At 53.1% G+C, this 25668-nt stretch carries 27 protein-coding genes and 1 pseudogene; 17 read left to right on the forward strand and 11 right to left on the reverse strand.

The genetic code is table 11. The annotated features are described in order from the left end of the window. Positions 1-46 precede the first annotated feature (46 nt). The 9 genes and pseudogenes from FZF21_RS22235 to xis all read left to right on the forward strand — a co-directional run bounded on the left by FZF21_RS22235 (position 47) and on the right by xis (position 6500). Positions 47-287, forward strand: a pseudogene (locus FZF21_RS22235) (hypothetical protein). Continuing rightward, complete coding sequence (locus FZF21_RS16035; RefSeq protein ID WP_022651662.1) at positions 287-472, forward strand: YebW family protein; 186 nt, start codon at positions 287-289, stop codon at positions 470-472. The pseudogene FZF21_RS22235 and the gene FZF21_RS16035 overlap by 1 nt, the downstream one beginning before the upstream one ends. Before the next feature lie 9 nt (positions 473-481). Continuing rightward, positions 482-640 (forward strand): YdaE family protein, encoded by a 159-nt coding sequence (locus FZF21_RS16040; protein WP_167497065.1) that lies wholly within the window; start codon positions 482-484, stop codon positions 638-640. A gap of 83 nt (positions 641-723) precedes the next feature. Continuing rightward, positions 724-1011 carry a hypothetical protein gene (locus FZF21_RS16045; protein ID WP_022651664.1) on the forward strand — a complete coding sequence of 96 codons (288 nt, stop codon included), beginning with the start codon at positions 724-726 and terminating at the stop codon, positions 1009-1011. Between the two features lie 122 nt (positions 1012-1133). Further along, positions 1134-4199, forward strand: a complete 3066-nt coding sequence (locus tag FZF21_RS16050; RefSeq protein WP_032659825.1) for a RecE family exodeoxyribonuclease — start codon at positions 1134-1136, stop codon at positions 4197-4199. Between the two features lie 9 nt (positions 4200-4208). Next, on the forward strand, positions 4209-5294 hold the full coding sequence (locus FZF21_RS16055) for a RecT family recombinase (RefSeq protein ID WP_063959361.1): 1086 nt from the start codon (positions 4209-4211) through the stop codon (positions 5292-5294). 34 nt (positions 5295-5328) lie between these two features. Continuing rightward, positions 5329-5940, forward strand: coding sequence for a hypothetical protein (locus FZF21_RS16060; protein WP_149121241.1), 612 nt, complete (start codon positions 5329-5331; stop codon positions 5938-5940). Continuing rightward, a complete protein-coding gene (locus tag FZF21_RS16065) occupies positions 5927-6169 on the forward strand; it encodes a DUF4060 family protein (RefSeq protein WP_017692869.1) in 243 nt (80 codons plus the stop codon). Before FZF21_RS16060 ends, FZF21_RS16065 begins: the two co-directional genes overlap by 14 nt. A 76-nt stretch (positions 6170-6245) precedes the next feature. Further along, on the forward strand, positions 6246-6500 hold the full coding sequence (gene xis / locus FZF21_RS16070) for an excisionase Xis (RefSeq protein WP_244323632.1): 255 nt from the start codon (positions 6246-6248) through the stop codon (positions 6498-6500). A gap of 78 nt (positions 6501-6578) precedes the next feature. On the opposite strand, the gene FZF21_RS16075 is transcribed toward xis, so the two are convergent. The 7 genes from FZF21_RS16075 to rpoE all read right to left on the reverse strand — a co-directional run bounded on the left by FZF21_RS16075 (position 6579) and on the right by rpoE (position 11619). Beyond that, the gene (locus tag FZF21_RS16075) at positions 6579-7046 is read right to left on the reverse strand and encodes a type II toxin-antitoxin system YafO family toxin (RefSeq protein ID WP_141421123.1); all 468 of its coding nucleotides are present in this window, start codon (positions 7044-7046) and stop codon (positions 6579-6581) included. Then, positions 7031-7168, reverse strand: coding sequence for a hypothetical protein (locus FZF21_RS16080; RefSeq protein ID WP_167497066.1), 138 nt, complete (start codon positions 7166-7168; stop codon positions 7031-7033). The genes FZF21_RS16075 and FZF21_RS16080 overlap by 16 nt, the downstream gene beginning before the upstream one ends. 106 nt (positions 7169-7274) lie before the next feature. Further along, complete coding sequence (locus FZF21_RS16085; protein ID WP_149121239.1) at positions 7275-8504, reverse strand: site-specific integrase; 1230 nt, start codon at positions 8502-8504, stop codon at positions 7275-7277. A gap of 431 nt (positions 8505-8935) precedes the next feature. Next, on the reverse strand, positions 8936-9412 hold the full coding sequence (rseC, locus tag FZF21_RS16090) for a SoxR-reducing system protein RseC (protein WP_063946202.1): 477 nt from the start codon (positions 9410-9412) through the stop codon (positions 8936-8938). Then, positions 9409-10362: a sigma-E factor regulatory protein RseB gene (rseB, locus tag FZF21_RS16095; RefSeq protein ID WP_003860717.1), complete on the reverse strand. Its 954-nt coding sequence runs from the start codon at positions 10360-10362 to the stop codon at positions 9409-9411. The genes rseC and rseB overlap by 4 nt, the downstream gene beginning before the upstream one ends. Next, the gene (gene rseA / locus FZF21_RS16100; RefSeq protein WP_015572138.1) at positions 10362-11012 is read right to left on the reverse strand and encodes an anti-sigma-E factor RseA; all 651 of its coding nucleotides are present in this window, start codon (positions 11010-11012) and stop codon (positions 10362-10364) included. The genes rseB and rseA overlap by 1 nt, the downstream gene beginning before the upstream one ends. Positions 11013-11043: 31 nt before the next feature. Further along, positions 11044-11619 (reverse strand): RNA polymerase sigma factor RpoE, encoded by a 576-nt coding sequence (rpoE, locus tag FZF21_RS16105; protein WP_006176728.1) that lies wholly within the window; start codon positions 11617-11619, stop codon positions 11044-11046. Between the two features lie 425 nt (positions 11620-12044). Here rpoE and nadB point away from each other — a divergent pair, with 425 nt between their 5' ends. Further along, the gene (nadB, locus tag FZF21_RS16110; RefSeq protein ID WP_017692868.1) at positions 12045-13664 is read left to right on the forward strand and encodes an L-aspartate oxidase; all 1620 of its coding nucleotides are present in this window, start codon (positions 12045-12047) and stop codon (positions 13662-13664) included. Here the strand turns inward: nadB and FZF21_RS16115 are convergent. Next, positions 13649-14386: a tRNA1(Val) (adenine(37)-N6)-methyltransferase gene (locus FZF21_RS16115; protein WP_017383553.1), complete on the reverse strand. Its 738-nt coding sequence runs from the start codon at positions 14384-14386 to the stop codon at positions 13649-13651. The genes nadB and FZF21_RS16115 overlap by 16 nt on opposite strands. 132 nt (positions 14387-14518) lie before the next feature. Here FZF21_RS16115 and srmB point away from each other — a divergent pair, with 132 nt between their 5' ends. Next, positions 14519-15847 (forward strand): ATP-dependent RNA helicase SrmB, encoded by a 1329-nt coding sequence (gene srmB / locus FZF21_RS16120; RefSeq protein ID WP_017383554.1) that lies wholly within the window; start codon positions 14519-14521, stop codon positions 15845-15847. 52 nt (positions 15848-15899) lie between these two features. Here the strand turns inward: srmB and grcA are convergent, their stop codons facing one another. Next, the gene (gene grcA, locus FZF21_RS16125; protein WP_003860727.1) at positions 15900-16283 is read right to left on the reverse strand and encodes an autonomous glycyl radical cofactor GrcA; all 384 of its coding nucleotides are present in this window, start codon (positions 16281-16283) and stop codon (positions 15900-15902) included. Positions 16284-16598: 315 nt separating this feature from the next. Here grcA and ung point away from each other — a divergent pair, with 315 nt between their 5' ends. Next, positions 16599-17288 carry a uracil-DNA glycosylase gene (ung, locus tag FZF21_RS16130; RefSeq protein ID WP_003860729.1) on the forward strand — a complete coding sequence of 230 codons (690 nt, stop codon included), beginning with the start codon at positions 16599-16601 and terminating at the stop codon, positions 17286-17288. Between the two features lie 39 nt (positions 17289-17327). On the opposite strand, the gene FZF21_RS16135 is transcribed toward ung, so the two are convergent. Beyond that, positions 17328-18413, reverse strand: coding sequence for a tRNA/rRNA methyltransferase (locus FZF21_RS16135; protein ID WP_017383555.1), 1086 nt, complete (start codon positions 18411-18413; stop codon positions 17328-17330). A gap of 204 nt (positions 18414-18617) precedes the next feature. On the opposite strand from FZF21_RS16135, the gene trxC reads away from it, so the two are divergent. The 5 genes from trxC (at position 18618) to FZF21_RS16160 (ending at position 24339) form a co-directional block, all read left to right on the forward strand. Then, positions 18618-19037, forward strand: coding sequence for a thioredoxin TrxC (gene trxC, locus FZF21_RS16140; RefSeq protein ID WP_003860733.1), 420 nt, complete (start codon positions 18618-18620; stop codon positions 19035-19037). Between the two features lie 70 nt (positions 19038-19107). Continuing rightward, positions 19108-19806, forward strand: a complete 699-nt coding sequence (gene tapT / locus FZF21_RS16145; protein ID WP_047718866.1) for a tRNA-uridine aminocarboxypropyltransferase — start codon at positions 19108-19110, stop codon at positions 19804-19806. A gap of 35 nt (positions 19807-19841) precedes the next feature. Further along, positions 19842-22505, forward strand: a complete 2664-nt coding sequence (gene pat / locus FZF21_RS16150) for a protein lysine acetyltransferase (RefSeq protein ID WP_063946201.1) — start codon at positions 19842-19844, stop codon at positions 22503-22505. Positions 22506-22614: 109 nt separating this feature from the next. Then, the gene (pssA, locus tag FZF21_RS16155; RefSeq protein ID WP_006811620.1) at positions 22615-23970 is read left to right on the forward strand and encodes a CDP-diacylglycerol--serine O-phosphatidyltransferase; all 1356 of its coding nucleotides are present in this window, start codon (positions 22615-22617) and stop codon (positions 23968-23970) included. A 45-nt stretch (positions 23971-24015) separates the two neighbouring features. Then, positions 24016-24339: a YfiM family lipoprotein gene (locus tag FZF21_RS16160; protein WP_003860739.1), complete on the forward strand. Its 324-nt coding sequence runs from the start codon at positions 24016-24018 to the stop codon at positions 24337-24339. On the opposite strand, the gene FZF21_RS16165 is transcribed toward FZF21_RS16160, so the two are convergent. Continuing rightward, positions 24336-25643 carry an MFS family transporter gene (locus tag FZF21_RS16165; protein WP_017383558.1) on the reverse strand — a complete coding sequence of 436 codons (1308 nt, stop codon included), beginning with the start codon at positions 25641-25643 and terminating at the stop codon, positions 24336-24338. The genes FZF21_RS16160 and FZF21_RS16165 overlap by 4 nt on opposite strands. Between the last annotated feature and the right edge of the window lie 25 nt (positions 25644-25668).

The following is a 25668-nucleotide window of genomic DNA, read 5'->3' on the forward strand; positions in this document are numbered from 1 at the left end:
TTTTTTCATTGCATCCAATAGTTTGGATGCATTGACACACCCTTAATTGAAAATTTATATTTCATTCCGCTTGCTAGATGTAAATAATATTTGTATTGTTATCTCCATCGACAACAAGCGCATCGTTGTCAGGTAATAAACGTTCCGCTGGCCGGCGACAAGGCAAAGAGGATGAGATGATTGATTTTGCACGCAAACCAGCACAGCAGCAGGCCGTTCGCCTCAACTGGATTACAGTCAGAATCCGCCAGCTTTGTTACTTACTGGCTCAAAAGGGTACTCCGTAATGAACACTTTATTTGCACTGGTTCTGACTGTTATCTCCCTCAACGGTGAATCGCAGGATGTAGTAATCGATGTATATGACAACCAGCAACAGTGCCAGGCAGCTGCTATCGAGCAAAACGTGAATGGTGAGTGCTGGCCTGTAGAGGGAATTATTCGTAACGGCGAGATCCCGGCAAGCCTGTAAGGAGCGGAAATGAAGAAAGAATGCGGATACTGCCGCAAGCCTTTTGAAGCGGGGAAAGAAGTTAAACGCACCTTGCTTTATTTTTGTGGCAATAATCTTGCCCGTAAAGAAAAAGAGTATTGCTCAAAACAGTGTGCTGAAAAATACCAGATGGCACACGAAGCGTAATTAGCAGCCCTGTAATTTGAAAAAAATTCGCCATTTATTTGGCGTGGATTCTTACACCCTGAATAAACCAAAAGGAACATTCTATGGAAATCGTAAAAGTCGAATTAAATCTGAAAGCAATTAACAAAAGCATCGCTTTATTCAACTGCGACAAGAAAGTATCTGGCCTGATTCATACCACTGAAAACGGCGAAACCACCGTCGTACTTGATGGGGGTTATGTTCTTGACTCGTTCGACTGTCCGCACTGCGCTATCGAGGCTATCAGCCTGCTGGCCGTGAAAATTAAAGATGGTGAAAAGAGCGGGCACGGCAGCTATCGCCAGCACAAGCGCAACTTCATGGAGCGTGCATTCATCACTGTCCATTAAAAAGCCCACCGAAGTGGGCCTGCCTGTCCGGTCTCACCGACCAAAGCGAACCGGACATCCCCAGGTAAATACGAGGTGTCTTTCAGGCACCTCCAGTCTACACGATAAGAGGATTATGTGTCATGACTAACACGAACCCTGTATTTCTTGTTCGAAGAGCAAAAAAACAATCTGGTCAGCCTGATGCAGTTTTATGGTGCAGCGAGGACTTTGAAACCGCTAATGCCACCCTGGATTATTTACTGCTTAAGTCCGGTCGCAAATTTAAAGACTATTACAAAGCGGTCGCAACTAATTTCCCTGTTGTAAACGAACTTCCACCGGAAGGCGAAATCAGTTTTACCTTCTGTGATTATTATCAGCTCGATAAAGGCAAAATGAACTGGGAGCAGATCCCTGGGGTTTCTCTGCCCGAGCATCCTGCAACACAAAAAGCGGAAATGGCCGAAGCCACGGTCGTTAATGGCGTTGACACGTCTACTGGTGAAATCGTCGACGAACAGGCTTTTAACGAGGCTGATGCAGTTCCTCCGACCAATTCTGATCTGAAGATTGACGAAGGCGACGACGAAAACACGCGCTACCCGATCGTGCAAATGTCGTTCCGCAAGCAGCTGTTGTCGCAGCTTACGTCGGATGAACTTCGCTATCACCTCACGCAGGCGGAGTATCAGGAAATAAGCACGCTGGAAATGGACACTGATAACGGATACGTCCAGAACCTGCTGCTGGCAGCCGCAAGCGTAGAAAAGATCCAGACTCTGGATATGCCATTTCTGTGGAAATACACCAGAGCCGTCAGAGACGTTTTTGATATGGAGAAACGTCACGAGCTCTCTCTGATTTTGAAGTTTACGCAAGTATGGGCAGAAACATCACACCTCGATCGTGGAATTTTGACAAAAGAATGGGCCAAAGGTAACCGCATCAGCGCCGTGCAGCGTACTGACTCCGGTACTAATGCCGACGGGGGCTATAAAACGGACCGCGGCGAAGGGGCGCACCATACGCTTGATTCTCTTGATCTTGAAATTGCCTGCGCCCTGCTACCCATGGATTTCAACCCACACGAAATACCAGGCAGCGTGCTGCGCCGCGCGAAGGAGATCGTCGCTAAAAAAGAGGAACCGTGGAAATCGTGGAGCAACATCCTGCGTAATCAACCGGGGGTGCTGGCAGTGAACCGCACAGCAATCTTCAATCTCGTGCGTATCGCTCCTGAGAACATCCACAAGACCCCTGCTACTCATCTGGAATTTGTTAATCGAACAATGACCACAAATTTCAACTCCACGACCGAGTTAATGCCGCTGCCTTCTGCCGCCCCAGTTATTTCACGTGAAGACGTGGACAAGCAGCTGGCAGCCGAACGTGGAGAATTTGTCGAGGGTATTAGCGACCCAACAGATCCGAAATGGGAAATAACCCACCGTATGACCACCACTACTCACGAAGAGAATTTACAACGGATTCGTGAAGAAGGTGCGCGCCGCGCTGAGGAAATGAAAGAGCAGCCGGAAATCACAAGTATGGGCAACGGCATGTTTTCCATTGAAGGCCTGCTCAACCAGAGCGCCTCAAATGAAGCAGAAAAAACGGAAGTGGAGACCACCAGCAATGTGCAGGTTCAAGAGAATAACAGTAATGAAGAACCGACTTGTGATGCGCTGTCACCGGGCAAAGTCGTATTGCAGCCAGGTGAAAGCAGTGCTGACACTGGTGAGGAACCAGCTACCGTAGAGCCGTCTGCCGCTGAGATTCTGGCCACCAGCGCGCCGAGTCTCGCCAGCCAGGACAGGGATGATGCAACCCAAATTCCTGATTCAGTGGACCAGAACGAACCAGAATCGGCACAAAACGAACCAGAAGTGCATCAGGAAGAACCAGCTGTTGAATATCCTGCTTATTTCGAGCCAGGCCGCTATGAAGGTCTTCCGAACGAGGTTTATCACGCCGCTAACGGCATCAGCTCTACCCAGGTAAAAGATGCGCGCGTGTCGCTGATGTACTTCAATGCGCGCCACGTTGAAAAAACCATCGTCAAAGAGCGCTCCGCAGTTCTGGACATGGGCAACTTAGTGCATGCGCTGGCGTTGCAGCCTGAACAGCTGGATGCAGAGTTCAGCATTGAACCGGTTATCCCAGAAGGCGCATTCACCACCACGGCGACACTGCGCACCTTTATCGATGAGTACAACAACGGCCTGCCTGTACTGCTGAGCGCAGACGATATCAAAAGATTTCTTGAAGAGCATAACGCCACGCTGCCCGCTCAGGTGCCGCTGGGCGCTAGCCTGGAAGAAACAGCGCAGAACTATATGACGCTGCCAGCTAACTTCCAGCGTATCGATGCAGACCAGAAGCAGACGGCAACGGCAATGAAAGCCTGCATCAAAGAGTACAACGCCACCCTGCCGACGCCGGTTAAAACTAGCGGCAGCCGTGACGCGCTGCTCGAGCAGTTAGCGATCATCAACCCTGACATGGTGGCGCAGGAAGCGCAGAAGCCACAGCCGCTGAAAGTATCTGGCACTAAGGCCGATCTGATTCAGGCCGTGAAGACAGTCAAACCAGATGCCGTGTTTGCCGACGAGCTGCTGGATGCCTGGCGCGATAACCCGGAGGGGAAAGTGCTGGTTACCCGCCAGCAGCTGGGCACCGCACTGAATATTCAAAAAGCGCTTCTGGCTCACCCGACCGCCAGCATGCTGCTGACCCACCCGAGCCGTGCCGTCGAGGTGAGTTACTTCGGCTTTGACGAGGAGACGGGCCTGGAAGTTCGTGTGCGCCCGGACCTCGAGATCGACCTGGACGGTGTGCGTATCGGCGCAGACCTGAAAACTATCAGCATGTGGAACGTAAAGCAGGAAAGCCTGCGCGCCAGACTGCACCGGGAAATCATTGACCGCGACTATCACCTGAGCGCAGCCATGTACTGCGAAACCGCGGCGCTGGACCAGTTCTTCTGGATTTTCGTCAACAAAGACGAGAACTACCACTGGATCGCCATCATCGAGGCATCCGCTGAACTGCTGGAGCTGGGCATGCTCGAGTACCGCAAAGCGATGCGCGCTATCGCAACCGGATTCGACACAGGTGAATGGCCAGCACCAATCACTGCCGACTACACCGACGAACTGAACGACTTCGACCTGCGCCGCCTCGAAGCGCTGCGTACTCAGGCATAAGGGGGATATATGCAAAATACCAACGTTACCGTTGCTGATCAGAACACCGTTATTAATTCCAACGTGGCACTGTTCGATTCTCAATACCTTAACGCCATCAGCACTTTTGCGCAGATTATGGCTCAGGGCACCGCGACAGTTCCTAAGCATCTTCAGGGCAATCAGGCCGATTGCATGGCCGTAGCGATGCAGGCAGCACAATGGCAGATGAATCCCTTTGCTGTAGCACAGAAGACGCACCTTATTAATGGTGTGCTCGGGTACGAAGCGCAGTTGGTCAATGCCGTCATTTCGCGTAGCGGCGTGCTTGCCAGCCGCTTTGAATATGAGTGGTACGGGCCATGGGAAAAAGTTGTTGGAAAATTCCATATTCGTAAAGGCGAAAAAGGCGAGTACCGGGTACCTGGCTGGACCCTGGCTGACGAAGCCGGGATCGGCATTATTATCCGCGCAACCCTGAAGGGTGAAGATCAGCCGAGAGAACTCGATTTACTGCTGGCTCAGGCTCGCACCCGTAACTCAACGCTCTGGGCTGACGACCCGCGCCAGCAGCTTGCATATCTCGCAGTGAAGCGCTGGGCCCGCCTGTTCTGCCCGGATGTGATTCTGGGCGTTTATACCCCGGACGAGCTGGATGATCGGCGTGAAGAACGGGAGGTAAACCCTGCCCCTGTGCAGCACATAAGCTTGACTGAAATTACTGATGACAACTTATCTACCACACAGAACGCGCAGCAGTCCTCAGTAAATATCGGCACTTTGGCTGATGAATACCGTAAACGGATTGATTCTGCTGAAACTCTGGACGATGCCACTACCGTCGGAAACGACATCAATGCTTCTAAATCCGTACTGGGTGCAGCATTGCACACCGAACTGAAAAACAAAGCTACGCGCCGGTACCACTTTGTGAATGCGAAAAACAAAGTTGATACAGCTATCAAAGCACTTCCAAAACCGGGAGTGGAAGGTGCGGGAGAACACTTCGAGGAAGTTGAAAAGATGCTCTTGGCGGCTAAACGGCACTTGGGTGATGAATTGCACGATAAGTACCGCATCACCCTCGATGATATGAAACCGGAATATGTGGCCTAAGGGAGGCGGGAGGGTTCGCCCTCCCGGTAACGATATGACGAAAATTATCGAACGCGGAATGATTTTTAACGGTGAGATGGTGCGGGCGATCCTCGATGGACGGAAGACGCAGACGCGGCGGATCATCAAGCCGCAGCCAGAGGGAACATTAAGCGGAAGTTTATCCGGTATGTGGTTAAGCAGGCCTCTTAACAGACTGTTGTTGCCGAAAATTGAAGATATCGCAATCCATTGCCCGTTCGGTGTAGTCGGTGATCGCATCTGGGTGCGGGAGACGTGGGCAGAGGCTGGAGCAAGCGCGCCGGATCTGAAACTTTATCGCGCGAATTACCCTGCGCATGTTCCAACTCATTACGAGAACGTGCCGCCGGCAGAGGATGTCCGCTGGACACCCAGCATCCACATGCCGCGCTGGGCCAGCCGTATTCTGCTGGAGATCACCGATGTACGGGTCGAGCAGCTGAACGATATCAGTGAGGAAGACGCACGTTCGGAGGGAATTTCTGGCTCCTCGGCACGTGACGTTAAAGAGGCTTACGCAGCGTTATGGCGGTCTATCTACGGTTCTGACAGCTGGCGCGCTAACCCATGGGTCTATGTGATCAAGTTTAAGCGTATCGAAGGAGATGGCCATGCGACTGATTAACCGAGGTAACCAGCAATCCCCGTTAGCGCGTCAGGCATGCGACATCGCGCTGGCAGCCCACCAGCAAAGATACGGCGACTATGGGCGCAGCAAGATGAAAGAGACGTATACGGTGAAGGTTGAAGGCGTGAAGGTCTGGGTGGAGGTGGTGAACCGCAAGGCGAGCTATGTGGCCACGGCAATGACAGGCATGCGCCGCTTGCGTGCCCTTCCCGGCCAGGCGTCCTGATAAAGAATTATCAAACGGCCCCGGTTGGGGCCCTTGGAGAACGAAGATGAGCAAAGCAACGAATAAATTTGAGCTGATGAGCACTAAAGACATCTGCGGGCAGCTGTGTATTTCCTCACGTACGCTCGAACGCTACAGGAAAAGAGCCCCAAACGAGAACCCTTTCCCTGAGCCAGATTGCGCTTACATGGGTGGACCCAATAAATGGTTAAAAACCAAAGTTACAGCTTGGCAAATCAGAGAGATGTCACGGTCAACACGTAAGCCGATGTCTCACCTGAATTTAGTTAGGGATGAATTAGGGAAGTTGCGTCGGCCTGAAAATTTTTGAAAAATCGATAAACTGCTGAGCCGATTGATAAGCATAAAAAAAACGATTGAGTCAATCGGCTTTCAGCAGTTTCAAATTTTAAATATTTTGGACCCTGAACTCTTGGGCTTGCCGGGTCCACTCAGCAACCTGTTGCTTATCTTCAATCAATGCGTGGGCTTTATCATTGCAGTAATCGATGACATAGAAGTGATGATCTTTGTCCCTGTCAATAAAGTACGAATAGACAACATAACTATCACTGGTGGATGCCCACTGCACTAAAAGCCCATCATCATCTTCCCAGCAACAGCCTTCCTGCCAAATGTGGACGTGATGCAGTTCTTCGCCTCGAGCCTCAACAGGACGCTCCATGAGTTTATCACGACCAATGGTGTCAAAGTGTGCAGGATGAGCCAGCTGGATATGAATAGCAGGGGCGGGAACGTCATCATACTCGATGCATTCCCGCTTATAATCTTCGAATTCTTGTATAGGATGCTCAGCGATTGGAAACTGAGTAATAACATCAATTAGCGCTTGAGAGCGACTTATTTTGAAGCCCATGCAATACGCTTCTCTTCCATTTTTTCAGCCAGCATGGCAGAACCCGCACTCAGACGCGCTTTATGATCAGCGGAGCGACGCACAGTACGGCGTGGCTTATTTAGTTCGCGTTTTTGTGTCATACCATCCTCCTTATCACCTTTGGTGATTTAGATTCAGTGTATAGCTTAGGCGATATTAGGTCAATGATATGCTGTCTTATGATATCTTAAGTTGTCTAATATTGACTCACCCTACCTGACGCGGCGTGAACTCCAAGATGTCGGGATCGACGATGCTCATAAGTCGAGCCCACCACTTGCTGTAGGCCTCCCTCATTTCCTCAACGTAAGTGTGTTTGTCGTACACCGACCACACCCCTGGTAGTTTATGGCCAAGCATTATTTCGGCGATATGCGGCTCTGTCAGCTCAGAGAAATTTGTTCGCGCGGTCCTGCGGAGATCATGTATCGTGAAATGCGGAACCTGCTCGTTATAGGCCTTCAGCATGAACTTCACCAGGTTGCTGCTGATGCTCATGTGGAAGCCTTCGCTCATCGGCTTGTCTGCGTATTTTGAGAAAACAAAGCGGCCCGGCGCCAGCTCAATGGCCCGCCTTAGCATAGGGAGCATTTCGGGAATGATAGGTCGGATAATTGGCTTTTTGCTCTTCTTGCCCGTCTTATGGTTTTCCCACGGAATAGTCCAGATTCCGTCTTCAAAATCAAAATGTGCAACTTCAGCCTGCCGGAGTTCGCCGACCCTGCACGCCCACAGCAGTGACAATTTATAGAGGATCTTATTTCGCTCAATAAGGCGGGAATCTTCAATCGCGCGCCAGACAATCGCTAACTCTTTCCGGTCAAGCGTTCGCTCGCCCATCTGCTTTTGAATGCCAAAGTCACGACCCGACATTTCAGCCAGTGGATTGACCTCCATCAACTGGCGTTTCACCGCCCATGAATAACACTGCCGGCCATTGCTGATTACGCGCCGGGTAATCTCGGTGTATCCCTGCGCCAGGCGATCCAGAACAGTGAGCCAGTTGTGAAGCGTCAACTGATGCGCCGGGTACTTCCCGAGCTTAGGGAAAACGTGCAATTCAAACGTGCGGAGGACCTGCCCGGCTGATTCTTTCTGAATGCAGACCATAGCGTGCCATTCGCGGAACAGCTCTTCGAAGGTGTACTGGCTGTTGATTTTGGCTTTGTCGAGGTTTTGCCTGATCCGTGGGTTTACGCCACGGGCAAGAATAGCGGCCCACTTAGCCACTTCATCGCGCGCGGCCTTTAATCCGAACTCCGGATAGCTGCCGATCGTCATCTTGTCCTGTTTGCCCAGGAAGCGGAATCGGTAGAAAAAAGTTACGGCCCCCTTTTTGGAGATGCGTACCCACAAACCATCCCGGTCTGCCTTTTCTTCAACTTTGTCTCGTTCGCGCCCAAGGCACGACTTTAGATAACTATCTGAAATAGCCATGATTTATCCCTGCGTGTGTCCATCAGAACGTGAGGTTCTGTGTCCATCATAGGATATGGACGCGCTGGTGGACACAAAAACCATGACTTATGATGTCGTAGGTTGACTGTACATGCAAACAGTATAATTTTTGGAAAGGCAGATTTGATGGGGATCTTGAGGCGTTATTGTCGGAGGTTTGCGGAGGCTGGCGGGGTATCAATTATCGATGTGAGCAATGATCGAAAAGTTACGTATGTTCTTCATATAGTTAAATAATTATGCCTTACGAATTCCTGGAGGCCGCTGTTCTTAGCCTGACGTTTTTCAGTGCGAAAACGCAGCATTCTACACTACATCCTCGTCAGCTGGAAATGCACTTAGAGCCAGGTATAGCGCGAAGAGACGGCGTTTTCTTTATTGCGATGTAAATAATAATAAAGCCCGGCAGATTACCGGGCCTCAGAAGAGAGCGTCTCAACACGAAGTTGGTCGGGTGCCAGTGCAACGCTGAGGATAACGGGCTGCCACGCTTCCCGGGCGGCAAGCCTTGGGGAAAAGCCTTTAGCAAGCCAGAACCCGCCCACGCCGCCCAACGCGGCACCGCACATGGCGGCCAAATCTGTGCCGAACAGCATCTGGAAAACCCCGCCCATCACGAACAGACCTGCCAGCGGAGAAAGGTAAACCAGCATGGCGGAAGTGAGCAGGCTACCTTCAGCGATGCCCAGCTCCACTTTTTGCCCTGCCACCAGCGGCTGATCGCTCGGCACAGCAATAGTGTGCGACGTTTGCGGCCCCAGCTTATTCAACACGCGGCTGCCGCAACCGGCTCGCGAAGCGCAGCTGCTGCATGATGCTTTAACGTCACAGCTGACAAGCGCTACGCCATCCTGCCAGGATACGACCGTGGCCCACTCTTTAATCATTGCGCAGCCCTGAATTTAATGCTGTCTGAAATACGTTTTGCCGTTGGCGGCGGTAATTCACCGACAATGGTAATTTCCGCATTATCGCGCACCGTCGTGCTGACCGTCCGGCGACCGGTACGGAGCATCTGTTCGGAACTGTTCGCCGTAGCGCGATTGATATTCACCGAGAAGCTAAACAGCCCATCGGAATAGAGTCGCGACTCAACTGGTGTTTCAATGGTTGGGAGCTGGCGACGGCTGCTGGAAACTTCGCTGAACCCTTGCGGGATCCAGGATGGTACCCAGTTAAAATTGACAGAATCGCCGGCAGGCACGGAAAGCAAAGGCGGCAGGCTGGCTTTGGCCAGATTCTGCATGCTGTTGCCAACCTGACTGTTCACATCGAAGGAGATCACGCGGAACTGCTCCAGCGTCTCACCGTCGCGATCGAGCAGATCAACGCGCATCGGCAGCTTCGTCTCTGCGTCAATCCAGACGATATAGCTGTAACGTGTCCCATCCCGCGCAACAACGCGGATCACTTCGCACAGCCTGTCGGCAATACGCGTTCGCCCCACCGAGATAAAATCATAGTAGGGGGCGAGACGTTTAAAATCGGTGTAAATGAGCGACGGCAGGGAGTCAACGATGTAGTCACCATTGAGCGTAAACGGCTCAAGGCCAGGCTCGAAATAGCTGATTTCATTCCCACGCTGGACAACTTCCCGACGCGGGCCATCCATCTGTAAAAGCTGGGCGAGCGGCTGGTTATCAAGGCGGGCGTGGCGATAGCGTAACGATTCGACACCCTGCTTATTGATGCTGATAAATGCCAACTCGTAATTGAGTGACTGGCTGGCCAGGTTCATTTGCTGCAACAACGCCCCGGATGAAACATCAGCCGAGGCGTTAGCAGAGAAGAACAGGCTACCCGCCATCAAAGACATGGCGAACCAAAGTTGCTTCATTACTGCGATTGCGTTCCTAAAGTTTGGTTTCCTGGCACCTGCACAGCAGCCTGCTGGGTTTGGGCCTGCTCAAACTGAAGCTGCTCGGAGTGCAGACGGCGCTGCAACTCGTAATCCTGCAACATCGCATTAATGCGACGGCGCTGCTCCTGTACCTGCTGTTGCTGTCCGCCGCTTGCGGAGGCATCTGCCGGTACGCCCAGGCTAACCGGGCTGGCTTTACCCATCATCGGCAGCGTATTGAACACTGGCGCTTCAGGCTGCTGATTGGCTTCAGACTGAGTATTATAGTGCTGGACCCCAACGATAACTGCAAGCGATACGCACGCAGCGACCCCCATTTGGGTGAGCTGGCTGGCCCATGGACGCACCTTGTGCCAGAACGGCATTTTCTGCCATTGGTGAGGTGCAGGCTGCGCTTCAGGAATCAGCGGCGTGGTCTGATGAACAGGTTCGTTCTCAATGGCCGCCATAACGCGTGCTGAGATATCGAAATGGAGAACCTCGCTGGTATCACCGCGCAGAGAGTCGCGGATAAGATGATAGCTCTCCCAGGTCTGTTGCATTTCGGGAGAATGAGACAACTCATCGAGCAGCTCATTATCCAGCGTTTCACCATCCATTAAAGCGGAAAGTTTTTCTTTCTGCATGCCTAATACCTTTTCCAGTATCCCGCTATCGTCAACGCCTGATAAGCGGTTGAACTTTATTATCAATGGCTTCTCGCGCACGGAAAATTCGTGAACGAACCGTGCCGACCGGACAATCCATGATGGCGGCTATCTCTTCATAGCTTAGGCCATCCAGCTCCCGTAACGTAATTGCCATGCGTAAATCTTCCGGGAGCGACTCGATCGTGCGAAAAACGATTTGTCTCAGTTCTTCTGACAACATTAAGTTCTCAGGGTTCGAAATTTCTTTCAGCGCGCCACCACTTTCGAAGTTTTCTGCGTCGATAGCGTCAACGTCACTAGAAGGCGGACGACGGCCCTGAGCAACCAAATAATTCTTAGCCGTATTGACTGCAATACGATACAGCCAGGTATAAAAAGCACTATCCCCCCGGAATGAATCCAGCGCGCGATAGGCCTTAATAAAAGACTCTTGCACCACATCAGGAACATCGCCTGACGGTACATAGCGGGAAACCAGACTCGCTACCTTATGCTGGTAGCGCACCACCAGTAGGTTAAAAGCTTTCTGATCTCCCTTCTGGACCCGTTCAACCAGGACCTGGTCCGTTAACTGCTCGCTCATCCGAGGTAATGTCTCCCCAAACCAAATTCCACGCGTTATCGAAACGCCACTCTAACAACATTGCACTTTGAGCAAGCACCGAATTAGAGTGTCTGTTCTTCAATAAGTTCCGTAACGCCTTTGTTTTTGTTCATCGCGCCGCAGACCGTTCATTTTCTCTCATTATAAGTCTGTTCACGATACGCACCCGCTTTCTGTCAAGAATCATCAACTTTATCGTCAGAAGAGTAACGCAACACAGGCTTTATTTCACCACAAAATCTGAAGCTAACGATCTGCTTCGCAAAATATTTCCGGCCATTTAGCGCAGATTTAACTTCTGGCCTTCCGTTTAGTCATTGCAACACACAACAAAAAAAACGTGCGATATCTCGCATCACAATGCTATTCTCCCCACACCATGTTTAGTAAATTAAACAAACATCATGAACACGACGCCTGAACTTCATTGTGATGTACTGATCATCGGCAGCGGTGCTGCCGGCCTATCCCTCGCACTGCGCCTGGCGGAACATCAGAACGTAATCGTGCTGAGTAAAGGGCCGATGAGCGAAGGTTCCACCTTCTATGCACAAGGCGGTATTGCCGCCGTGTTTGATGAAACGGATAGTATAGCCTCGCACGTAGAAGACACCCTGATTGCCGGCGCCGGGATCGTGGATGAGCATGCGGCAGAGTTTGTCGCCAGCAATGCCCGCCACTGCGTGCAATGGCTTATCGATCAGGGCGTGCTGTTTGATACGCATGTTCAGCCTAATGGTGAAGAGAGCTATCACCTGACCCGTGAAGGCGGGCACAGCCACCGCCGTATTCTGCACGCTGCTGATGCAACCGGAAAAGCGGTTGAAACCACGCTGGTCAGCAAAGCCCTCAGCCATCCTAATATTCGGGTGCTGGAGCGCAGCAACGCCGTCGACCTGATTATTTCCGATAAGATTGGCCTGCCCGGCACGCGCCGTGTTGTCGGCGCATGGGTGTGGAATCGGAATAAAGAGAAGGTGGAAACCTGCCAGGCAAAAGCCGTTGTGCTGGCGACTGGCGGCGCCTCCAAGGTTTACCAGTACACGACTAACCCGGATATCGCCTCCGGAGACGGTATCGCCATGGCCTGGCGCGCAGGCTGCCGCGTGGCGAATATGGAGTTTAATCAATTCCATCCTACCGCCCTGTTCCACCCGCAGGCACGTAACTTCCTGTTAACTGAAGCGTTGCGCGGCGAAGGCGCGTATCTGAAGCGTCCGGACGGTTCCCGGTTTATGCCGGACTTCGACCCCCGAGGTGAACTTGCCCCGCGGGATATCGTGGCCCGCGCCATTGACCACGAGATGAAGCGGCTTGGCGTCGACTGTATGTATCTGGACATTAGCCATAAACCGGAAGACTTTATTCGCCAGCACTTCCCGATGATTTATGAAAAGCTGCTGAGTCTGGGTATTGATTTAACCCGCGATCCGGTGCCGATTGTACCTGCCGCACACTATACCTGTGGCGGGGTGATGGTTGACGATCATGGTCGTACCGACGTGGATGGTTTGTATGCGATCGGCGAGGTCAGCTACACCGGCCTGCATGGTGCGAATCGCATGGCCTCAAACTCGCTGCTGGAGTGTCTGGTGTATGGGTGGTCGGCTGCGGAAGATATTACCAAACGCATGCCCTATGCACGTCCGACAACACACTTGCCGGCATGGGATGAAAGTCGGGTAGAAAACCCGGACGAACTGGTGGTTATCCAGCATAACTGGCACGAGCTGCGGCTTTTCATGTGGGATTATGTCGGGATTGTACGCACAACGAAGCGTCTGGAACGCGCGTTACGCCGCATCATGATGTTGCAGCAGGAAATTGATGAATATTACGCCAACTTCCGCGTTTCTAATAATCTGCTGGAGCTGCGCAACCTTGTGCAGGTTGCCGAGCTGATTGTGCGCTGTGCGATGATGCGCAAAGAGAGCCGTGGCCTGCATTATACGCTGGACTATCCCGAACCGCTTGAAATGTCCGGCCCGTCGGTGTTGACGCCGCAGGTTCACATAAACAGATAAAAGGCCTGGGTCAGGGCAGTGTAATCTTCGGAATAACGCTGGTCTGGCCCACGAATGACCAACCTGTCGATAAAGCATTCCCCCTCTTTCGGCGAGAGCGCCAGCAACACGCGGTGCGGTAAGCGTCCTTCCGTATCCGAAATATCGGTACGAAGACGCAGATTCCAGCCGATCCCCCGTGCGATCTCAATGAAGGTATTACCCGTGCTTTCAGGCAAGACCACGCAGAAAAATCCCTCTTCCGAGATGAGCTCCGCCGCACTGGTCAGTAGCGCCTTGTGATCGAGCGAGCCGGTGTAACGTGCCTGCTCGCGTTCTGGCGTTCCACATTCCACGCCTGGCGTGAAATACGGCGGATTGCTGACAATCAAATCGTAACGCGCGGTTTGCTCCGACGCCCAGGTCAGGACATCGGCGCATTCTACCCTGATGCGATCTGCCCACGGAGAGTCGGCAGCGTTTTCACTTGCCTGCCGGGACGCCTGAGGATCAAGCTCAACGGCGTCGATCGTGACGTGTTCTTCCGTTCGCTGCGCCAGCATCAGCGCCTGAAGTCCGCTGCCCGTACCAATATCCAGAATGCGTTTTACACCTGCGACAGGCGCCCATGCACCCAGTAAAATACCGTCTGTACCGACTTTCATCGCACAACGATCGTGCGCCACAAAAAACTGTTTAAACGTAAAACCATCGCGGCGCAACTGCGCTTTGAGTTGAGACATGTCAGGGCAACCTTCTGAGTGAAACTGGAGTAGCATAGGGGAAAGCGAAGTGGTCGAAAAGCGATATCCATACAAACAGATGAAGATTACAGCCGTAACGTCTATAATCAGCGCCCCACACAGAGGTAGAACATGACTGTAACGACTTTTTCCGAACTTGAACTCGATGAAAGCCTGCTCAATGCCCTTGAGAGCAAAGGCTTTACACGCCCGACCGCCATTCAGGCCGCGGCCATTCCGCCTGCGCTTGAGGGCCGCGATGTGCTCGGTTCTGCGCCAACCGGCACGGGGAAGACAGCAGCCTACTTGCTGCCTGTGTTGCAGCATTTGCTCGACTTTCCGCGTAAAAAATCAGGCCCGCCGCGCATTTTGATCCTGACCCCGACCCGTGAACTGGCGATGCAGGTTGCCGAACACGCGCGTGAGCTGGCGGCGAACACCCATCTGGATATCGCGACCATCACCGGTGGCGTAGCGTATATGAACCACGCCGAAGTGTTCAGCGAAAACCAGGATATCGTTGTCGCGACGACAGGCCGTCTGCTGCAATACATAAAAGAAGAGAACTTCGACTGCCGCGCGGTGGAAACGCTGATTCTCGATGAAGCTGACCGCATGCTGGACATGGGCTTTGCCCAGGATATCGAACACATCGCGGGTGAAACGCGCTGGCGTAATCAGACAATGCTGTTCTCGGCAACCCTTGAAGGGGATGCCATTAAAGATTTCGCCGAACGTCTGCTGGAAGATCCGGTGGAAGTGTCCGCTACGCCATCGACCCGTGAGCGTAAGAAGATCCACCAGTGGTACTACCGCGCAGATAACCTTGAGCATAAGGTTGAGTTGTTGAAACACCTGCTGAAGCAGGAAGAGGCAACCCGTACCATCGTCTTCGTACGCAAACGTGAGCGCGTGCATGAGCTGGCAGAAATGCTGCGCAACGCCGGCATTAACAACTGCTATCTCGAAGGTGAAATGGCGCAGGTTAAGCGAACCGAAGGGATTAAGCGCCTGACCGATGGCCGCGTGAATGTGCTGGTTGCCACCGATGTTGCCGCGCGTGGGATCGACATCCCGGACGTGAGCCACGTAATCAACTTTGATATGCCGCGCAGCGGTGATACTTACCTGCACCGTATTGGTCGTACCGGCCGTGCGGGCCGCAAAGGTATTGCTATCTCTCTGGTAGAAGCGCACGACCATCTGCTGCTACAGAAAATTGGCCGCTACGTTGAGGAGCCGCTGAAAGCTCGCGTGATTGACGGGCTTCGTCCGACCACACGTGCGCCGAGTGAAAAAATGACGGGTAAACCGTCCAAGAAAGCGCTCGCGAAACGTGCTGAGAGAAAAGAGAAAGAAAAAGAGAAGCCGCGCGTTAAACAGCGCCACCGCGATACCAAAAATATTGGTAAGCGCCGTAAGCCAAGTTCTGCTGCGCCAGAGACAAAAACTGAAGAGTAAAAAAAAAGCCGGGACATTCCCGGCTTTTTTATTCCACCCCCGAAGCTGAACTTTACAGGCTTTCAGTAAAGGTACGCGCGATAACGTCGCGCTGCTGTTCCGGGGTCAGAGAGTTGAAACGCACCGCATAGCCAGACACACGGATGGTCAGCTGCGGGTATTTTTCCGGGTGCTCAACGGCATCCATCAGCGTTTCGCGACGCAGGACGTTAACGTTCAGGTGCTGACCGCCTTCCACGCGTACTTCTGGTTGCACTTGCATTGGAATTTCACGGTATTCAATTTCGCCCAGTTTGCTCACCGGAACGATTTCGTCTTCCGCAAAACCTGCTTTCGCTACTACACAGCGCGCTTCGTTTTTCTCGCTGTCCAGCAGCCAGAAAGAGTTCAGCAGATCGTCATTTGCAGCTTTAGTAATCTGGATACCTGTAATCATGTGTTGCCTCCCTTAGGCTACATTAACTGATGCTGGCCTTTTGCGGCCAATTGGTAAAACCATTGTTTGTTGTGTGTATATATAACATTCAGACCCGGGTGATTTATTGATTAAAATCAACAAAACCACCAACCACACAAAGAGTGTGGTCTGTATTTTTTGTTTTAGATCAATTTTAAAGGTTTACCAATTCGACTTATCCTGCCTGGTTTTCAACATAAATTGAGTCACTTAGCCTGGTTTTCCGCGGGTAATTTTGCTCATTGGGGTTTAACAGGTAAGCTAGACACAGAATGAGATTCGCAGGAGAGCGAGATGACAACACCTTTAACCTGGCATGACGTGCTGGCAGAAGAGAAGCAGCAGCCCTATTTTATTAACACCCTCAGTACCGTTGCGGCTGAACGGCAGGCCGGCCAGACAATTTATCCGCCGCAGAAAGATGTGTTTAACGCCTTCCGCTACACCGAACTGAGCGATGTAAAGGTGGTTATCCTGGGGCAGGATCCATACCACGGCCCCGGGCAGGCTCACGGACTGGCATTTTCCGTGCGTCCGGGCGTAGCCATCCCCCCTTCTCTGCTGAATATGTATAAAGAGCTGGAAGGAACGATTCCGGGTTTTACCCGCCCTAATCACGGTTATCTGGAAAGCTGGGCGCGCCAGGGCGTGCTGTTGCTGAATACCGTATTAACCGTCCGGGCGGGTCAGGCACACTCCCACGCCAGTCTGGGATGGGAAACCTTTACCGATAAGGTTATCAGCCTGATCAATGAGCATCGTGAAGGCGTCGTGTTTTTACTCTGGGGATCGCACGCACAAAAGAAAGGGGCGATTATCGATCGTCAGCGTCATCACGTGCTGAAGGCACCGCACCCGTCGCCGCTGTCTGCGCATCGCGGTTTCTTTGGCAGTAATCATTTTGTTCTGACGAATGAGTGGCTGGAAAAGCGCGGCGAAAAGCCGATTGACTGGATGCCTGTGTTACCGGCAGAGAGCGAGTAGGGTTTGAATGTGCCGGGTCAGGCCCGGCACATAAAAGGCTTATGCCTTGTTCTGACGCCACCATTCCGCCAGCAGCACGCCGGTCGCAACGGATACGTTCAGGCTTTCAACGTTGCCAGTGCCGTCGATAGAGACGCTCAGGTCAGCGCTGGAGAGTGCCGCATCAGACAGACCATCACGCTCCTGACCTAACACCAGCACCATTTTGCGCGGCAGCGTCGCTTTAAACAGCGGCGTAGCGGCACGGCTTGAGGTGGTGACAATGGTGTAGCCCGCTTTACGGAATTGCTCCAGGGCTTCCAGCACGCTGTCGCCGGTGATCGGCTGAACGTGCTCTGCACCGCCTTCCGCGGTACGAATCGCCGCACCGGATTCCAGCAGCGCGGCATCCTGCAACAGAACGCCTTTCACGCCAAAGTGCGCGCAGCTACGCATCATAGCGCCCAGGTTATGCGGGTTACCCACATCTTCCAGCGCCAGCACGCAGTCATCGGCATCCGCCTGGCTAACCCACTGCTGCACGGTAGTGCCGTTACGTTTTTTGATCAGGAAGCAGACGCCGCCGTGGTGTTCTGTACCGGACGCTTTTGTCAGCTCGGCATCGTCAACCACGTGGTAGGCTTTGCGGTTCGCCGCCATCCAGCGCAGCGCTTCTTTGAAGCGCGGGGTCACGCTCTGAATAAACCATGCACGAACGATACACTCCGGGCGGCTCTGGAACAGGGCCTGACAGGCGTTCTCACCGTAGACACGGGTCTCTTCCGCACGCTGACGACGCAACACTTCCGGATCGATAAAGCTTTTTCCGCTGATACCGCCGTGATCGGCTTTTTCGGTCGCCTCTTCACCGGGCGCGCGAGAAACGGTACGCCATGGCGATCCACCGTCACGGACAACATCATCGCGTTTGCGATCGTCACGCTTACGGTCATCACGTTTGCGGTCATCGCCGCGGTTATTTCTGTCATCGCGGGCGGGGCGACGGCCACCGTCTGCACGAGAAGACGCCGGACGCCCGCCACCTTTTCCGGTACGCGGATTTTGGGTGCGTTTATCAGAGTCATCATCACTGCGGACATACATCACTTTGACCTTGCCGCTTTTGTTTTTCATTTCGTCGTTCATGCTTTTCTCCACCAGCGCTGCGCGAAGCGCGCAGATTACCCGATGTGCAAGCTCATAGCCATAATTTCGTACAAAAGCCTGTGACTATTGTTCCCATTGAATAAAACGCGTTGTCGTTTCATACAGGCTCACTGATAATATGTAACATATCAGAAACATTATCGGCGTTCTGCCGTTGTTCCACGGCTCTATCAGAGGTTAGTTATGAATACCGTATGTGCCAACTGTCAGGCTTTAAACCGCATTCCGGACGATCGGATGGATGACGGTGCGAAATGCGGGCGTTGTGGCCACGAATTATTTGATGGCGATGTCATTAACGCGACGGGTGCTACGCTGGACAAACTCCTCAAGGACGATCTGCCTGTTGTGGTCGATTTCTGGGCGCCGTGGTGCGGCCCCTGCCGTAACTTTGCGCCCATCTTCGAAGACGTGGCTGAAGAGCGCAGCGGGAAAATGCGTTTTGTCAAAGTGAATACCGAAGCGGAACGTGAACTCAGCGCCCGTTTTCGCATTCGCAGCATTCCAACCATTATGATTTTCAAAAATGGTGAAGTGATCGACATGCTCAATGGCGCAGTACCGAAAGCGCCTTTCGACAGCTGGTTAAACGAATCCCTGTAACATTCGCGGGGCATATCTTGTGCCCCGTTCTCTCCTCTGCGAAAATGGGGTTTTTCCTGCCTTTTCGCCCATGACTGATAACGCTGTACTCCAATTACGCGCCGAGCGCCTTGCGCGCGCCACCCGCCCTTTTCTGGCCCGAGGCAATCGTATTCGCCGCTGCCAGCGCTGCCTTTTACCGCTGAAAGTGTGTCTGTGCGAAACGCTTGTACCGAGCGAGGCGAAAAGCCGCTTTTGTCTGGTCATGTTCGATACCGAACCGATGAAGCCCAGCAACACGGGGCGTTTGATCGCCGATATTCTGCCTAACACCGCAGCGTTTCAGTGGTCGCGCACTGAGCCACCTAAGGCTCTGCTCGACCTGGTGGCAAGCCCGGACTATCAGCCTATGGTCGTTTTCCCGGCATCATATGCAGGCGAACAACGTCAGGTGCTTACGGCGCCACCATCCGGTAAGCCGCCGCTGTTTATTATGCTCGACGGCACCTGGACCGAAGCGAGAAAGATGTTTCGCAAAAGCCCTTACCTTGATGCGCTGCCGGTGATTTCCGTCGATCTGTCGCGCGTTTCGGCCTATCGCTTGCGTGAAGCGCATGCCGACGGTCAATATTGCACCGCTGAAGTCGCTATTGCGCTACTGGATCTGGCGGGCGATACCCAGGCGGCCGGCGCGCTGGGCTCCCACTTCTCCTGCTTCCGTGAACGTTATCTTGCGGGAAAAACCGTTCATAAGGGTAGCGTCACAGCAACAGAGACAGAAAGCGTTTAAAATCATCAGGTCGCTTGCATTCACGGGAGGCCTGCATGAGCCAGAGAGGGTTAGAAGCGCTACTCCGTCCTAAATCCATTGCCGTTATTGGCGCCTCGATGAAACCGGACCGCGCAGGGTATCTGATGATGCGTAACCTGCTGGCTGGCGGGTTTAACGGCCCGGTCATGCCCGTTACGCCCGCTTATAAGGCGGTACAGGGGGTACTGGCGTGGCCGGATGTGCAGAGCCTGCCTTTCGTTCCCGACCTCGCCGTGCTCTGTACACATGCGAAACGAAACCTCGAGCTGCTTGAGTCGCTCGGTCAGAAAGGCTGTAAAACCTGCATTATTCTTTCCTCGCCTCCTGAACAGCAGCCCGAACTGCTGGCCTGCGCCAGCCGCTACCAGATGCGCATTCTTGGTCCAAACAGCCTCGGTCTGCTTGCGCCCTGGCAAGGGCTGAATGCCAGTTTTTCCCCGGTTCCGATCCGCAAAGGCAAACTGGCCTTTATTTCGCAGTCGGCTGCGGTATCCAATACCATCCTCGACTGGGCGCAGCAGCGTGAGATGGGTTTTTCCTACTTCATCGCTTTGGGCGACAGCCTGGACATTGACGTCGATGAGCTGCTGGATTTCCTGGCGCGTGACAGCAAAACCAGCGCTATCCTGCTCTACCTTGAACACCTGAGCGACGCCCGTCGTTTTGTGTCGGCGTCACGTAGCGCATCGCGAAATAAACCGATACTGGTCATCAAAAGCGGGCGCAGCCCTGCGGCTCAGCGCCTGCTACATTCCCGTTCAGGGATGGATCCCGCATGGGATGCAGCGATCCAGCGCGCCGGTTTACTGCGGGTACAGGATACGCACGAGCTTTTTTCCGCCGTCGAAACGTTAAGCCACATGCGCCCCCTGCGCGGTGAAAAGCTGATGATTGTCAGCAACGGTGCCGCTCCCGCCGCCCTGGCGCTGGACGAGCTCTGGCTACGCAACGGCAAGCTGGCCACGCTGGGTGAAGAGACGCTACAGCGCCTGCGGGACGCGTTACCGGGAAGCGTTGTTCCCGATAATCCCCTCGATTTGCGCGATGATGCCAGCAGCGATCGTTACATTAAGGCGATCACGATTTTGCTCGATAGCCAGGACTTTGATGCGCTGATGATTATCCATTCGCCCAGCGCGGTTGCGCCAGGCAGCGAAAGTGCGCGTGCGCTGATTGAGGCAGTCCGAAACCATCCCCGCGGCAAATACGTTACCCTGCTGACCAACTGGTGCGGCGAGTTCTCCTCGCAGGAGGCACGGCGTCTGTTTAGTGAAGCCGGGTTGCCAACCTACCGTACCCCGGAGGGCACCATTACCGCGTTTATGCATATGGTTGAATACCGCCGCAACCAGAAGCAGCTGCGTGAAACGCCTGCCCTGCCGGGCAATCTCACCGCAAATTCGGTGGATGTGCACAGGCTTTTGCAGCAGGCCATCGAAGAGGGCGCCACTTCTCTTGATACACATGAGGTGCAACCCATTCTTGGCAGCTATGGGATGCAAACCCTGCCCACCTGGATTGCCGGCGACAGCGCTGAGGCGGTACATATCGCTGAGCAGATTGGTTATCCGGTCGCGCTGAAGCTGCGCTCTCCCGATATTCCGCACAAATCGGATGTGCAGGGCGTAATGCTGTATCTGCGCACCGCGACAGAAGTACAACAGGCCGCGGATGCAATTATCGATCGCGTAAAAATGACGTGGCCACAGGCCCGGATCCACGGCCTGCTGGTGCAGAGCATGGCCAACCGTGCAGGTGCGCAGGAGCTACGCGTGGTTGTCGAACACGATCCGGTTTTTGGTCCGCTCATTATGCTGGGTGAAGGCGGCGTTGAGTGGCGGCCAGAAGAACAGGCGGTTGTCGCGCTTCCTCCTCTAAACATGAACCTGGCGCGTTATTTGATTATTCAGGCCATCAAAAGCAAAAAAATCCGCGGGAGAAGCGCTCTGCGGCCGCTTGATATCGCCGGGTTAAGCCAGTTTCTGGTGAAGGTCTCCAACCTCATTGTTGACTGTGCGGAGATCCAGCGCCTGGATATCCACCCCCTTCTTGCCTCCGGAAATGAATTTACCGCGCTGGACGTGACGCTGGATATTGCGCCCTATATCGGTGACCCCGAAAGCCGTCTCGCCATTCGTCCTTATCCTCTTCACCTGGAAGAGTGGGTGGTGATGAAAAATGGGGAACGGGCGCTGTTTCGCCCTATCCTGCCGGAAGACGAGCCGCTGCTGCGGGCGTTCATCTCGCAGGTGACGAAGGAAGATTTGTACTATCGCTATTTCAGCGAAATCAATGAATTTACCCACGACGATTTAGCCAATATGACCCAGATCGACTACGATCGAGAAATGGCGATTGTGGCGGTCCGCCGTTCTGGAGCGGAAGAGGAGATCCTCGGCGTGACGCGTGCCATTTCCGACCCGGATAACGTGGATGCGGAGTTTGCCGTACTGGTGCGTTCCGATCTTAAGGGTTTAGGGTTGGGCAGACGGCTGCTCGAAAAACTCATTGGTTATACGCGCGATCACGGATTGTCACGCCTGAATGGCATTACTATGCCAAACAATCGGGGTATGGTGACCCTGGCGCGGAAGCTCGGTTTTGACGTTGATATCCAGCTGGATGAAGGCATTGTCTCTCTGTCCCTCAGCCTGACTTCGACGGATAAACAAGAGTAAGCTGCTGGAAATGTTACCCACTTTTACCGGCACTGGGGTATCATTGTCCGCTTATGTTGTTTGCCTGGTACAGACAACCCTTCAATGAACAGAGAAGAAACGCACTGTGATGTTGTCAAAATTTAAGCGTAATAAACATCAACAACACCTTGCTCAACTACCGAAGATTTCTCAGTCAGTTGATGATGTAGAGTTCTTTTATGCTCCCGCTCATTTCCGGGAGACGCTTCTTGAAAAGATTGCCAGCGCTACGCGACGTATTTGCATTGTGGCGCTCTATCTTGAACAAGATGAAGGTGGGCGTGCGATCCTGAACGCGCTCTATGAAGCGAAACGTCAGCGTCCGGAACTGGATGTTCGCGTGCTGGTTGACTGGCACCGTGCTCAGCGTGGCCGTATTGGTGCGGCTGCCTCGAATACCAATGCTGACTGGTATTGCCGCACGGCACAGGAAAATCCGGGTATTGATATCCCGGTGTATGGCGTACCGGTGAATACCCGTGAAGCGCTTGGCGTTCTTCATTTTAAAGGATTTATCATTGATGACAGCGTCCTTTATAGCGGCGCCAGCCTGAATGATGTGTATCTCCATCAGCTCGATAAATACCGCTACGATCGCTACCATCTGATCCGCAATCCGCAGATGGCTGACATCATGTTCAACTGGGTTGATAAAAACCTGGTTCATGGTCGGGGTGTGCACCGTCTTGACGATCCTCATCGCCCGAAAAGCCCGGAAATCAAAAATGACGTTCGCTCCTTCCGCCAGGAACTGCGCGATGCGGTTTATCGTTTTCAGGGTGATGCCAATAATGAAGAACTGTCCGTTACGCCTCTGGTAGGCCTGGGAAAATCCAGCCTGCTGAACAAGACTATCTTTCATTTGATGCCGTGCGCAGAGCATAAGCTCACCATCTGCACCCCGTACTTTAACCTTCCCGCCGTTCTGGTGCGTAATATCATTCAGCTGCTGCGTGATGGTAAAAAGGTGGAAATCATTGTTGGGGATAAAACGGCAAATGACTTTTTCATTCCGGAAGATCAGCCTTTCAAGATCATCGGCGCACTGCCTTATCTCTATGAGATTAACCTGCGTCGCTTCCTGAGCCGTTTACAGTACTATGTGAACACGGACCAGCTGGTTGTGCGTCTCTGGAAAGATGAAGACAACAGCTATCACCTCAAAGGAATGTGGGTGGATGATGAGTGGATGCTGCTGACCGGTAATAATCTCAACCCACGCGCCTGGCGTCTGGATCTGGAAAACGCCATCCTTATTCACGATCCTCAGCATGCGTTAGCCGCGAAACGCGATCGTGAGCTGGAGCTTATACGCACGCATACTACAGTGGTTCGTCATTATCGCGATCTGCAAAGCATCGCTGATTATCCGGTGAAAGTTCGCAAGCTGATTCGCCGTCTACGTCGGATCCGTATCGACCGCCTCATCAGCCGCATTCTGTAATACACGAGCCCTGTCATCGACGGGGCTTTTTTATGGAGTCTGTTAATGCGTACGCCTTTCCTGATAATCCCTCTTTTCCTGACCGGTTGCAGCCATATGGCTAATGATAACTGGTCGGGTCAGGATAAAGCTCAACACTTTCTGGCGTCTGCAATGTTGTCCGCTGCGGGTAATGAATATGCGCTGCACCAGGGTTATAGCCGGGATCGAAGTGCCACAATGGGGCTGATGTTCTCCATCAGCCTGGGGGCATCAAAAGAACTTTGGGATAGCCGCCCCTCGGGAAGCGGCTGGAGCTGGAAAGATTTTGCCTGGGACGTAGCCGGGGCAACAACCGGCTACGCCGTCTGGCAGATGGCGCATTATTAAAGGCGGATCCCTTTTCCTTTACGATGCAGCATCAGGGAGACAATAAACGCCAGCGCCCCCATGATGGTGACATACCAGAAAAAGGTCGATTCACTGCCCCATGACTTAAGGGATAGCGCGACATACTCTGCCGAACCGCCGAACAGGGCGTTAGCGACCGCATAAGAGAGGCCTACGCCCAGCGCCCTCACCTGTGCGGGAAACATTTCTGCTTTCAAAATGCCACTGATTGCCGTGTAAAAACTAATAATAATAAGTGCCACCATAATCAAAGCGAAAGCGGCATACGGAGAGGTTGTATGCTGTAGCGCCGTCAAAAGCGGAACAGTCCCCAGGGTGAGCATGCCACCAAAGATCAGCATGGAGGTGCGGCGACCTATTTTGTCCGACAGCGCGCCAACAATCGGCTGGATGAGCATAAAGACCAGTAACGCCACCGTCATGACGACACTCGCAACGTTAGCATGCATGCCCGTGGTGTTGACCAGATATTTTTGCATATAGGTGGTGAAGGTATAGAAGCTTAGCGAGCCTGCGGCGGTAAAGCCTAATACCATCAAAAACGCTTTGCGGTTTCGCCACAGCCCTTTCATCGAACCGGCTTCTTTCAGCGCCCTGACCTCCTGCTGGGAGGTTTCATCAAGCTGACGGCGTAACCACAGCGCCACAACCGCCAGGGCAGCCCCCAGGGCAAACGGGATGCGCCAGCCCCAGGCGCGTAAATCTTCATCGCTAAGGATTTGTTGAAGGATCACCACAACCAGTAACGCCAGCAGCTGACCGCCAATGAGGGTTACATACTGGAATGATGCATAGAAACCTTTGCGCCCTTCAACAGCTACTTCGCTCATGTATGTCGCGCTGGTGCCGTATTCGCCACCCACTGACAGCCCCTGGAACAGGCGTGCCAGCAGCAACAACGCCGGTGCCCATGTTCCGATAGTGTCATATCCGGGCAGGCAAGCAATCACCAGCGAGCCGACGCACATCATGCATACGGAGATGAGCATGGATGTCTTGCGCCCTTTCCTGTCCGCGATCCTGCCGAACAGCCATCCGCCAATGGGACGCATCAGGAACCCGGCGGCAAAAACGCCTGCGGTTTGCAGAAGCTGCGTTGTAGTGTTCCCTGACGGGAAGAAGATATGTGCAAAGTAGAGTGAACAAAATGAATAGACGTAAAAATCAAACCACTCTACAAGGTTCCCCGATGAAGCTCCAACGATTGCCCAAACCCGACGGCGAGTATCCTTGCCTGCTAAACTTGTGTTATCCGTATCTGCACTGGCTACGGTTTCTGTCATTTTAAAATCCCCTGTCTCACATTGC

It is taken from the genome of Enterobacter sp. LU1 (assembly GCF_008271405.2).
In the GTDB taxonomy this organism is placed as follows: domain Bacteria; phylum Pseudomonadota; class Gammaproteobacteria; order Enterobacterales; family Enterobacteriaceae; genus Enterobacter; species Enterobacter hormaechei_C.